This window comes from Stenotrophomonas sp. (assembly GCF_035634915.1).
Taxonomy (GTDB): Bacteria; Pseudomonadota; Gammaproteobacteria; order Xanthomonadales; family Xanthomonadaceae; genus Stenotrophomonas.
On sequence record NZ_DASQCB010000009.1, the window covers coordinates 330,598 to 342,161 of the forward strand.

11 protein-coding genes and 1 rRNA gene are annotated in these 11,564 nt (G+C 67.8%); 5 read left to right on the plus strand and 7 right to left on the minus strand.

Annotated features, from left to right (window positions below; translation table 11 throughout):
* Positions 1–173: 173 nt before the first annotated feature.
* Both glyS and glyQ read right to left on the minus strand, forming a co-directional pair.
* A complete protein-coding gene (gene glyS, locus VER16_RS07770; RefSeq protein ID WP_324806897.1) occupies positions 174–2,249 on the minus strand; it encodes a glycine--tRNA ligase subunit beta in 2,076 nt (691 codons plus the stop codon).
* A gap of 82 nt (positions 2,250–2,331) precedes the next feature.
* On the minus strand, positions 2,332–3,243 hold the full coding sequence (glyQ, locus tag VER16_RS07775; RefSeq protein ID WP_108754631.1) for a glycine--tRNA ligase subunit alpha: 912 nt from the start codon (positions 3,241–3,243) through the stop codon (positions 2,332–2,334).
* Between the two features lie 83 nt (positions 3,244–3,326).
* Between glyQ and VER16_RS07780 the strand changes: the two genes are divergently transcribed.
* From VER16_RS07780 to VER16_RS07790, 3 genes are read left to right on the plus strand one after another with little or no spacing between them, the layout of a single operon-like run.
* Positions 3,327–5,156 (plus strand): GspE/PulE family protein, encoded by a 1,830-nt coding sequence (locus tag VER16_RS07780; protein WP_324806899.1) that lies wholly within the window; start codon positions 3,327–3,329, stop codon positions 5,154–5,156.
* Complete coding sequence (locus VER16_RS07785) at positions 5,128–5,874, plus strand: glutamine amidotransferase (RefSeq protein ID WP_324806901.1); 747 nt, start codon at positions 5,128–5,130, stop codon at positions 5,872–5,874. Before VER16_RS07780 ends, VER16_RS07785 begins: the two co-directional genes overlap by 29 nt.
* 50 nt (positions 5,875–5,924) lie before the next feature.
* Positions 5,925–6,836, plus strand: coding sequence for a BPSS1780 family membrane protein (locus VER16_RS07790; RefSeq protein ID WP_324806903.1), 912 nt, complete (start codon positions 5,925–5,927; stop codon positions 6,834–6,836).
* 74 nt (positions 6,837–6,910) lie between these two features.
* On the opposite strand, the gene tatC is transcribed toward VER16_RS07790, so the two are convergent.
* The 4 genes from tatC to VER16_RS07810 form a co-directional block, all read right to left on the minus strand.
* Entirely contained in the window at positions 6,911–7,660 is a 750-nt protein-coding gene (gene tatC / locus VER16_RS07795; RefSeq protein WP_108770512.1) for a twin-arginine translocase subunit TatC, read from the minus strand.
* A complete protein-coding gene (gene tatB, locus VER16_RS07800) occupies positions 7,657–8,133 on the minus strand; it encodes a Sec-independent protein translocase protein TatB (protein WP_324806906.1) in 477 nt (158 codons plus the stop codon). The genes tatC and tatB overlap by 4 nt, the downstream gene beginning before the upstream one ends.
* A 15-nt stretch (positions 8,134–8,148) precedes the next feature.
* The gene (gene tatA, locus VER16_RS07805) at positions 8,149–8,376 is read right to left on the minus strand and encodes a Sec-independent protein translocase subunit TatA (protein WP_324806908.1); all 228 of its coding nucleotides are present in this window, start codon (positions 8,374–8,376) and stop codon (positions 8,149–8,151) included.
* A gap of 74 nt (positions 8,377–8,450) precedes the next feature.
* Complete coding sequence (locus VER16_RS07810; RefSeq protein ID WP_324806910.1) at positions 8,451–9,338, minus strand: lipid-binding SYLF domain-containing protein; 888 nt, start codon at positions 9,336–9,338, stop codon at positions 8,451–8,453.
* Positions 9,339–9,503: 165 nt separating this feature from the next.
* Between VER16_RS07810 and hemH the strand changes: the two genes are divergently transcribed.
* Together hemH and VER16_RS07820 are read left to right on the plus strand one after the other, a co-directional pair.
* Positions 9,504–10,466: a ferrochelatase gene (gene hemH, locus VER16_RS07815; protein WP_324806933.1), complete on the plus strand. Its 963-nt coding sequence runs from the start codon at positions 9,504–9,506 to the stop codon at positions 10,464–10,466.
* A complete protein-coding gene (locus tag VER16_RS07820) occupies positions 10,463–11,308 on the plus strand; it encodes an alpha/beta hydrolase (RefSeq protein ID WP_324806912.1) in 846 nt (281 codons plus the stop codon). The genes hemH and VER16_RS07820 overlap by 4 nt, the downstream gene beginning before the upstream one ends.
* Before the next feature lie 160 nt (positions 11,309–11,468).
* Here VER16_RS07820 and rrf read toward each other — a convergent pair.
* A 5S ribosomal RNA gene (gene rrf, locus VER16_RS07825) occupies positions 11,469–11,564 on the minus strand; the annotation flags it as partial.

An 11,564-nucleotide genomic window follows, 5' to 3' on the forward strand; every position in this document is an offset into this window, starting at 1 on the left:
ACCACGCGTGACGATGCGAAATGCAGCGCGCGAATGGGGATCGGTTGTTAAGTGGCAGTCAAAATACGCCGCTTTGTGCGCGTCATCGGCACGAAAACGACAACGCCGGGCATGGCCCGGCGCTACCTGTTCCAGTAGATCCACGCCATGCGTGGATGGGGGGCCGTCCCCCGTCAGCTCGACAGATGCTCGATCGCCGCGACTTTGCCCAGGCGCTCGCCCAGCATCGTCAGCAGCGCCAGGCGGTTGCCACGCAGCGCCGGGTCTTCGGCATTGACCATCACGCCATCGAAGAACGCATCGACCTGCGGACGCAGGCGGGCCAGGCGCGCCAGCACGGCCACGTAATCCTTCTGGTGCAGGCTGGCGCCGGTGTCGTCGATGGCCGCAGTAACGGCTTCGGCCAGCGCGCGCTCGGCGTCTTCCTGCAGCAGCGACGCATCGATCTGGCCCGGGATGTCGGCCTCGGCCTTGCGCAGGATGTTGCGGATGCGCTTGTTGGCCGCAGCCAGCGCTTCAGCTTCCGGCAGCGCGGCAAACGTGCCGATTGCGTCAAGGCGGCGGTCGAAGTCATAGAGCGAGGCCGGCTTCAGCTCCGCCACCGCGTTGAAGTGCGTGGCCGGCACGCCCTTGTCGGCGTAGTAGCCCTTCAGGCGGTCGAGGATGAAGTCGTACAGCTCGCCGACCTCGGCCTGCACGTTGCGCGCGGCCAGGCCGGCGTTGGCACTGGCCAGCAGCGCGCGCAGATCCAGCTCGAAGCCGCTCTCGATGATCGTGCGGGCCAGGCCCAGCGCGTTGCGGCGCAGGGCGAACGGATCCTTGTTGCCGGTCGGCTTCAGGCCCGCGGCGAAACCGCCGGCCAGGGTGTCCACGCGCTCGGCAATGGCCAGCACCTTGCCCAGCGGCGACAGCGCGATGTCATCGCCACCGAAGCGCGGCTGGTAGGCCTCGTCGATGGCCAGCGCCACCTCCGGCGATTCGCCACCGGCCACCGCGTAGTGGCGGCCGGCGATGCCCTGCAGTTCCGGGAATTCATTGACCATGCGCGACTGCAGGTCGTTCTTGGCCAGCTGCGCGGCACGCTTGGCCAGCACCGGGTCGGCACCGACCTGCGGCGCGATCACCTCGGCCAGGGCCACCACGCGTGCCACCTTGTCGGCCACGCTGCCCAGCTTGGCCTGGTACGTCACCGTCTTCAGGCCGTCGCCCATCGATTCCAGGCCCTGCTTCAGGTCTTCATCGAAGAAGAACTTGGCATCGGCGAAGCGCGGGCGGATCACGCGCTCGTAGCCCTTGGCCACTTCGGCCACATCCTTCGATTCGATGTTGGCGATGCCGATGAATTTCTCGGTCAGCTTGCCGCTGTCATCCAGCACCGGGAAGAACTTCTGGTTGATCTCCATCGTCTCGATCAGCGCTTCCTGCGGCACGGCCAGGAACGCGCGCTCGAAGCTGCACAGCACGGCCGACGGCCACTCGACCAGGTTCACCACCTGCTCCAGGTTGTCTTCGGTGATGCGGGCGCTGCCACCGGCCTGGCCAGCAGCGGCCTCGACCTCGGCAACGATGCGCGCGCGGCGCTCGGCCGGATCGACCAGCACCTTGGCCGCGCGCAGCGATTCGACGTAATCCTGCGGCTGGCTCAGCCACACGGTCTTGTCATGGTGGAAGCGGTGGCCACGGCTCATGCGGTCGGCCTTCAGGCCGAACAGCTCGGCCTCGACCACGTCGGCACCGTGCAGCAGCACCAGCCAGTGCGCCGGGCGGGCAAAGCCCCAGTCGTGGTCGCCCCAGCGCATCGGCTTGGGAATCGGCATCGCGGCGATGGCCTCGCGCAGGATCTCGGGCAGCAGCGCGGCGGTGCGCGCACCCGGGCTCACCGCACGGTGCACGAAGCGTTCACCCTTGTTGTCGCTGGTCTTCTCCAGCGCGGTCCAGTCGATCCCGGCCTTGGCGGCGAAGCCCTGCAGGGCCTTGGTCGGCTGGCCCTCGGCATCCAGCGCGATGTTCAGGTACGGGCCCAGCACTTCACTGCGCTGTTCCGGCTGTTCCAGGCCCACGCCGGGCAGCAGCACGGCCAGGCGGCGCGGGGTCGACAGCGGGCGCGCATCGCCCAGTTCCAGTTCGACGCCGCGCTTGCGCAGGCCGTCGACAACGCCATCGAAGAAGGCCTGGGCCAGGCCCGGCAGCGCCTTGACCGGCAACTCCTCGGTGCCCAGTTCGATCAGCAGGGGGGACAGTTGGCTCATCGTTTCAATCCTGTGGTGGGGGCGCAGCGCGCGACGCGGCCGGCGCCCCGGGGCAATGGGGTGATGAAAAGCAGCGAGGCCGTCAGGCCTTCTTCGCGCCCGGGAAGCCCAGCTTCTCGCGCTGCTCGTAATAGGCCTTGGCCACCGCCTGGGCCAGCGCGCGCACGCGCAGGATGTAGCGCTGGCGTTCGGTCACGCTGATCGCGCGGCGCGCATCGAGCAGGTTGAAGGTATGGCTGGCCTTCATCACCTGTTCGTAGGCCGGCAGCGGCAGATTCACTTCCACCAGCTTCTGCGCCTCGCGCTCGCACGCGTCGAAGCGGTGGAACAGTTCTTCCACGTCGGCGTGTTCGAAGTTGTAGGTGCTCTGCTCCACCTCGTTCTGGTGGTACACGTCGCCGTAGGTCACCGGCTGGCCGTCCGGGCCATAGGTCCAGACCAGGTCATAGACGTTGTCGCAGTTCTGCAGGTACATGCACAGGCGCTCGAGACCGTAGGTGATCTCGCCCAGCACCGGGCGGCATTCCAGGCCACCGGCCTGCTGGAAGTAGGTGAACTGGGTCACCTCCATGCCGTTGAGCCAGACTTCCCAGCCCAGGCCCCAGGCGCCCAGGGTCGGCGATTCCCAGTTGTCCTCGACGAAACGCAGGTCGTGCACCAGCGGGTCGATGCCCAGCGCCTTCAGCGAATCCAGGTACAGCTGCTGGATGTTGTCCGGCGCCGGCTTCATCGCCACCTGGTACTGGTAGTAGCGCTGCAGGCGGTTCGGGTTCTCGCCGTAGCGGCCGTCGGTCGGGCGGCGCGACGGCTGCACGTAGGCCGCGTTCCAGCCTTCCGGGCCGATCGCGCGCAGGAAGGTGGCCGGGTGGAACGTACCGGCGCCCACCTCCAGGTCGAGCGGCTGGATGAGCACGCAGCCCTGCTGGGCCCAGAACTGGTTCAGGGTCTGGATCAGGCCCTGGAAGGTGATCGGAACGGTCGGGGTCGCGGACATGCGGACGATTCTTGGCCGGCAGAGGGGTGCGCTAGTATAACGGCCGACCTGCGGGGCATTCCGTACCCGGGAGGAGCAGGCAGATGGAACACCGGCTGCCGGCAGGCACGCCCGGGGCACCCGCCCCGTTGCCACCAGGGCGCCTGCAGTTCGAGCAGGTGGCCGCTGCCGCACTGGCCGATGGCCTGATCGCCGAACGTGACCGCGACCGCGTGCGCTTTTCCGCACAGGGCGCGCGCAACGCCAGCGAAGTGCACCCGCTGGTGCTGCTGTCCAACCTCAAGCTGGCCGCCAGCGAGGGCGGCGAGCTGAGCCTGGAACGGCTGACCGAATGGCTGGCCCGGCGCACCGGCTGCCGCTACCTGCGCATCGACCCGACCCGCGTCGACGTCGCCTCGGTCACCGCCGTGGCCTCGCACGCCTATGCCCGCCGCCACCGTTTCCTGCCGTTGGCCGTTGATGCCGAACGCGTGCTGGTGGCCACCAGCGAGCCGCTGGCGCAGGAATGGCGCCGCGACCTGCAGCACCTGACCCGGCGCCAGATCGAGCTGGCGATGGTCAACCCGCTGGACCTGCACCGCTACACCATGGAGTTCTTCGGGGTCACCCGCTCGGTGCGCGGGGCCCGCGGCGACGTGCGCGGTGAAGCCAACGCCACCCTGCCCAGCTTCGAACAGCTGGTCGAGCTGGGCCGCGCCGGTGACGTCAATGCCGACGACCAGCACATCGTCCACATCGTCGACTGGCTGCTGCAGTACGCCTATGAACAGCGCGCTTCGGACATCCATCTGGAACCGCGCCGCGAGATGGGGCGCATGCGCTTCCGCATCGACGGCGTGCTGCACAAGGTGTTCGAGGTGCCACCGGCGGTGATGACCGCCGTGGTCAGCCGCATCAAGGTGCTGGGGCGCATGGACCTGGCCGAGCGCCGCCGCCCGCAGGATGGCCGCATCAAGACCCGCTCGCCAGGCGGGCGCGAGGTCGAAATGCGCCTGTCGACCATGCCCACCGCCTTCGGCGAGAAGTGCGTGATGCGCATCTTCGACCCCGATGCGGCCTTCAAGAGCATCGACCAGCTCGGCTTCAGCCCGCAGGAAGCGGCCGGCTGGAACGCGCTGGTCGAGCGCCCGCACGGCATCGTGCTGGTCACCGGCCCGACCGGTTCGGGCAAGACCACCACCCTGTATTCCACCCTGAAGCGGCTGGCCACTCCGGATGTGAACGTGTGCACGGTGGAAGACCCGATCGAGATGATCTCGCCGGAGTTCAACCAGATGCAGGTGCAGGCCAACATCGACCTGGACTTCGCCAGCGGCGTGCGCACCCTGCTGCGGCAGGACCCGGACATCATCATGATCGGCGAGATCCGCGACCTGGAGACCGCGCAGATGGCGGTGCAGGCGTCACTGACCGGCCACCTGGTGCTGTCCACCCTGCACACCAACGATGCGGCCTCGGCCATCACCCGCCTGCTCGACATCGGCGTGCCGCACTACCTGCTGGCCAGCACCATCAACGGCATCCTGGCCCAGCGCCTGGTGCGTACCCTGTGCCCGCACTGCAAGCAGCCGCACACCCTTGGCGCGTCCGATTGGGCGGTGCTGGCTGATAGCCATGCTGCATATCCAGATGCCGCCACGCCCTGTCGGCCGGTCGGTTGCCTGGAGTGCCGGCGCACCGGTTTCCTCGGCCGCATCGGCCTGTATGAGCTGCTGCCATTGGGTTCGCGGCTGCGCAGGCTGATCCGCGCGGACATGGATCTGGCCGCTTTCGGCCGTGCCGCACAGGCTGAAGGCCTGCGAACCCTGCGCCAGGCGGGGCTTGAAAAGGTGGCGCAGGGGCTGACTACAATCGAGGAAGTCCTGTCAGTCCTGCCGCCCCCGGATGAATCCAGCACCGTTCCTGATCCTTGAAACCGGCCGCCCGGTGCCCTCGCTGCGGCGCTACGGCCGTTTTCCGCACTGGATCCGCGTCGCCGCCGGGCTGGAAGAACACGAGACGGTGGTGGTCGACGTCGAGCACGGCGATCACCTGCCTGACGCCCGCGGCTTCGCCGGCGTACTGGTGACCGGCTCGGCCGCCTACGTCACCGACCACGCCGAATGGAGCGAGCGCAGCGCGGCGTGGCTGCGCGCGACCGCGCATGACGGCGTGCCGGTGTTCGGCATCTGCTACGGCCACCAGCTGCTGGCCCATGCGCTGGGCGGTGAAGTGGCTTACAACCCGGCCGGTCGCGAGTCGGGCACGATCGAGCTGGAACTGGACCCGGCCGCCGCCGAGGATCCGTTGTTCAGCGGCCTACCCAGCCATTTCCCGGCGCACGCCACCCACCTGCAGACCGTGCTGCGTGCGCCTGAGGGTGCCGCTGTGCTGGCGCGCTCACCGCTGGATGGCTGCCATGCCTTCCGCTGGGGCCACCAGGCCTGGGGCGTGCAGTTCCATCCCGAGTTCGCCACCCACCACATGCGCGGCTACATCCGTGCCCGTGCCGACTGCATCGGCCGCCACGGCGGCTGCGCACGCAGCATCGAACGCGCGGTCAGCGCCGCGCCCCTGGCCCGCCAGCTGTTGCGGCGCTTCGTCCGCCAGGCCCGTCAGTCTTCAGCCCAGCCGGTCGCAAAACAGGGATAATCGGCGGCACGGGCAGCCGCCCGGCCCCTTCTGTCCCTTCCCGGATGTCCATGAAAGAGATTCGCAAGCTGCCGGCTTCGGCGGGCGCCCAGTGGTTGCTGGATACGTTCTCGCTGTACCGGCGCGCACCGCTGCAGCTGGCCCGGATCGGCCTCACCTGGCTGGTGGTCAGTTGGGTGGTCACCCTGCTGTCGACCCTGATCCCCGGTGCTGCCGGCCTGGCCGTGCAGTTGATGACCCTGGCCATTTCGCCGGTGATGTTCGGCGGCATGCTCTACGCCATGGGCGAGATCGACGAAGGCCGCCCCGGTCTGGCCTCGCACCTGCTGCAGCCGATCCGCGATCACCGCGTCAGCCACCTGCTGGTGCCGCTGGCCATCCAGGTGCTGGCCGTATTGCTGCTGGGCGTGCTGCTGTACCTGATGATCGGCCGCGAAGGCTTTGCCGCCTTCAGCGAGGTCATGACCCGGATGGAGCAGATCAGCCGCAGCGGCCAGCAGATCAGTCCGGATGATGCGGCCAACCTGGTGGCCAACCTGCCGGCCAAGCGCATTGCGCTGTGGCTGCTGCTGGTGTTCGTCACCGCCGTCGGCCTGTCGCTGGCGATGTTCACCCAGCCGGCACTGGTGGTGTTCGACAAGCAGAGCGGCATGCATGCGCTGCGCCTGAGCCTGCAGGGCTGCATCGAGAACATCGTGGCGATGGTCGTGTTCGCGGTGCTGGGCCTGATCGCCGCGTTCTGCGGTTACATCCTGTTCGTCATCGTCATCCAGATCGCGATGCTGATCGGTGGCCCGCTGGCGGCGGCGTTCATCGCCCAGCTGGTGCTGACCACGGTGGTGATGCCGCTGTACGTCGGCGCGGTCTACGCCGCCTGGAAGCAGATGTTCGTTCACCGTGGCAACCGCGCCACCCCGCCGGTGCCGTCCACCCCGCCGCAGAACGACGTCTTCCACGCCTGACCTGGGTAGATCCACGCCATGCGTGGATGAAACGGATCAATGAAGAACGCCGGGCCATGCCCGGCGTTCCCGTATCAGGCAGCGGGCTTCTTCACCGCTGCAGACGGCACCAGCCAGCGTGCGGCGTGGATGCCCAGCTCGTACAGCAGGCACATCGGAATGGCCAGCATCAGCTGCGATACCACGTCCGGCGGGGTCAGCACCGCCGCCAGCACGAAGATGCCGACCACTGCGTAACCGCGACCTTCCTTGAACTGCTGCGGCGTGACCCAGCCCAGCAGCACCAGGATCACCATCGCCACCGGCAGTTCGAAACTGCCGCCGAAGGCAAAGAAAATGGCCAGCACGAAATCCAGGTAGGCATTCGCGTCCGGGGTGATCGCGATCACTTCCGGGCTGAAGGTGGTGAGGAAGTGGAACACCGCCGGCAGCACCAGGAAGTAGGCGAACGCGCAGCCGGTGTAGAACAGCAGTACCGACGACACCAGCAGCGGCACCGCCAGGCGTTTCTCGCGCGCGTACAGGCCCGGGGCGACGAACGCCCACAGCTGGTACAGCAGCCACGGCACGGCCACGAACAGGGCCACGAAGCAGGTCAGCTTCAGCGGCGCGAAGAAGGCGCCGGCCGGATTGGTGGCAATCATCGTCTGCCCGTTCGGCAGCTGCGACACCAGCGGTTCGGCCAGCGCGTTGTAGAGCTTCTGGGTGAACGGCAGCAGGCCCAGCAGCACCACGCCGAAGCCGAGCAGCCCGCGGATCAGGCGCGCGCGCAGTTCGACCAGATGCTCGACCAGCGAACTTTCACCGAAATCATGGTCACTCATGGCTGGCGCTCCGGTGGCACGGGCGCATCGGCCACGGGGGTATCGGCAGGCGCGGGGGTGGCCGGTTGCGCAGGGGCATGGGGTGTTGAAGCGACCTCCTGCTCCGCCGCGGGCGCCGGGACATCATCGGCCAGATGCGGCGGCACCTGCGCCGGGGCCGGCGCGCGCACTTCCTGCGCCAGGGCATCGCCCTGCTGCTGCGCCTGCGCCGCCTCGCGGCGCACGGCTTCACCACTGGCGCGCAGCTGGTTTTCGGTGTCCTGCATGCTCTGCCGCACGTCCTGCATCTGCCGCTTGATGTCCTCGGCCTGCAGTTCGCGCTCCAGTTCCTGCTTCACCGAATCCCACTGGTTGCGGGCGCGTCGCACCCACAGGCCGGCAAAGCGGGCCGCCTTCGGCAGGCGCTCGGGACCGAGCACCACCAGCGCGACCACCGCGATCACCAGCAGCTCGCTGAAACCAATATCAAACACCGCAACCGCTCCGGATCAACGCGCGTTGCGGTCGTGCTCGTCCTGCGCGGTGCGCGAGGCGTCCTGGCTGCGCGACTCGTCGCCCAGCTGCGCCGACGGCGTGTCATCGTCGCGCATGCCCTTCTTGAACTCCTTGACCGCCGAGCCGAGATCCTTGGCGCCACTGGTCAGCCGCTTGGTGCCGAACACCAGCAGAACCACGGCCAGGACAATCAACCAATGCCAGATGCTGAAACTGCCCATAAAGACGCTCGTTACGTAGTGATCAGGCTGTCGAGCATAGCGCACCGGCTGCAAGCCGGCGCGCGTGACGAAAGTCAGTTGCCGCCCAGGGTCTCGGTACGGATCTCACCGTCGCCGACCGGCTGGAAGCCCTGCTGCGGCGGCGGGTTCTGCGGCACGTTCTGCAGCGGGGCGGTCGTTGCTTCGGCCGGCGCCGGCGCCGGGGCCGGTGCCTGAACAGGCGCCAGTGCCCGCGGCGGCGGCGCACTGGCGGTGCTGCCGCTGCCGGTGCGGTTGTTGCGCGCGGCGTAGGTGGCCTCTTCCAGGCGGTCCCGGAAGGCGACCACGTCCATCGACGGCGACCCGGCCGAGCGACCTTCGAAGATCATCCGCGGCGTGGTGTTGCTGCCGTAGGCATCGAGGTTGGCGGCATCATCGATCTGCAGCACCGCGCCATCCAGCGCCACACCGGCAAACAGGCCACGGGCGCGCGACCACGACCAGATCTCGGCCTTCAGCTGGCCATCGGTGGCTGCGGCGGCGTTGCGACCCACGGGGCCGGCGGCCACGCCGGCATCGGCGCCCAGGGTGAACTTGCCGTTGACCAGGTTGTCCAGGCTGCGGTCATTGCGGAACACCAGCACCACGTCGGAGGACTGAACACCGGCCTGGAAGCCGATGCTGCCGCCGGTGAGCTTGATGAACACCGGATTGGACCAGGCACCGTTGGGCATGCGCACCGACATCAGACCGTGGCCACGACGGCCACCGATGACCAGACCGGCCTTGATCGTGTCGGGAATGACGATGACCGCGCGGCCTTCGTCGAGCAACTTGTCAGGAATGCCCTGCTCGGGAATTTCCTGGATTTCAGCCAGCACACGCACCGCGTTGCGGGCGCGCTGGTCTTCCTGCGGTCCGGCCATGGCCTGGCTGGACAGCAGGCTGGCGGCGATCAGCAGGGCTTGGATCGGGCGACGCATGGCGGGCTCCAGAAGTCAGTCCATAGGAAGATATAGCAAGTGACTGAAATTAGTAGCGTTGTGATGAATATCCAATGAGCGCCGCCCGTGCGGGCAGGTGCCCGGCATCGACACCTTCCACACCGCGCGTCCCGATGCGGGGCGGGATCGGCGACAATGTCGGACATGCTCGACGCACCCGATACCGCCGTGCTGGCGGTCAACCTAGGCACGCCCGAGACGCCGACGGCTCCCGCCGTACGTCGTTACCTGGCTGAATTCCTGTCCGACCCCCGCGTGGTCTCGATTCCGGCGCTGCTGTGGCAGCCGCTGCTGCGCGGTCTCATCCTGCCGCTGCGCAGCGGTCGTTCAGCGGCCAAGTACGCGCTGGTGTGGCTGCCGGAAGGCTCGCCATTGATGGTGCATACCCGCCGCCTGGCCGAAGCCATGCAGGCCCTGCTGCCAACGCTGCGGGTTCGCCACGCCATGCGCTACGGCGCGCCCGCGCTCACCGCCGAACTCGACCGCCTGGCCGCCGAAGGGGTGCGCCGCATCGTCGTTCTGCCGCTGTACCCGCAGTATTCGACCACCACCACGGCGTCCATCGAGGATCGCGTCGACGCCTGGCAGCGTCGCCATCCCGGCATCACCATCAGCCTGGTGCAGGACTATTCGGTCGACCCGGACTGGGTCACGGCCGTCGCCGGCTCCATCCAGCGCTACTGGCAGCAGCATGGCCGCGGGCAGAAGCTGGTGTTTTCCTTCCACGGCATCCCGCAACGCCTGGCCGATGGCGGCGATCCCTACCCGCAGCGCTGCGAAGCCAGCGCGCAGGCCATTGCCAAGGCACTGGGCCTGGGCGCAGACGAGTGGCAGCTCGGCTACCAGTCGCGCTTTGGCCGCGAACGCTGGCTGCAGCCTTATGCCGAACCCAGCCTGTGGGCGCTGGCCGAGTCGGGCGTGAAGCAGATCGACGTAGTCTGTCCGGGCTTCGCTACCGACTGCCTGGAAACGCTTGAAGAAGTCGCCATGGGCTTCACTGAAACCCTTGCCGAGCGCGGCGCGCAGATGCGCTACATTCCGTGCCTGAACGACGAACCCGAACACGCCCGTGCGCTGGCACGGCTGGCAGTGGCATCGCTGGCATGAGCCTGCAGCCGTTCCAGATCGGGATCAATGGCACGCGTGTGGCCGGCCTGCGTGGCGGCAATCCCGGGGGCACCCGCGTCCTCGCCCTGCATGGATGGTTGGACAACGCTGCCAGCTTCGTGCCGTTGGCAGCGCACCTGGCTGACGTGGAGCTGGTGGCCATCGATCTGCCCGGCCACGGCCACAGCGCGCACCTGCCTCCCGGGGCGGTCTACACCACGCCGGCAGCCATCATCCATGTGCTGGATGTCGCCGACGCGCTGGGCTGGGATCGCTTCACCCTGATGGGCCACTCGATGGGCGCGGGCATCGCCAGCCTCACCGCTGCGGTCAGCGATCGCGTCGAGCGGCTGATCGCCATCGAAGCCCTGGGCGGCCTGCGTGGGCCGGAAGAAGAAACCGCCGACCGCCTGCGCGAGCATGTGGATGCCACCCGCGCACTGGGTCGCAAACAACTACGCGTGTTTCCAGTACTGGCTGCACCGATCCGTGCGCGGATGATGACCAACCAGCTCAGCGAAGGCTGTGCCCGCCTGCTGGTCGAACGTGGCATGGAGCCGGTGGAAGGCGGTTACCGCTGGTGCAGCGATCCACGCCTGATGCTGCCCACGGCCATCCGCCTCAGCGAAGGCCAGATCGACAACCTGCTGCAGGCCATTGCCTGCCCCACGCAGGTGATCTACGCCACGCCGGCGCAGTCCTACTATCCCGAGCCGGGCCGCAGCGAACGCCTGCAGCACCTTCGCGACGGGCGCCTGGCCGTGTTCCCGGGCAACCACCACCTGCATATGGAGCATCCGGCGCAGATTGCCGCCGTGATCAACAGCTTTCTCGCCGGTTGATTGCGACCCATCCACGCATGGCGTGGATCTACCGCGGGTCGCTGTTGGTAGCCGCCAACCTTGGTTGGCACCGCGCAACGCGCGGCTTCCCCCGCAGCGTGATTATCTTCGGGCAAAGAAAAAACCCCGCTGCATGAGCAGCGGGGTTTTTGGGTATAAACCCTGGCGATGACCTACTCTCGCATGGCTTGAGCCACACTACCATCGGCGCAGCTGCGTTTCACTTCCGAGTTCGGGATGGGATCGGGTGGTTCCA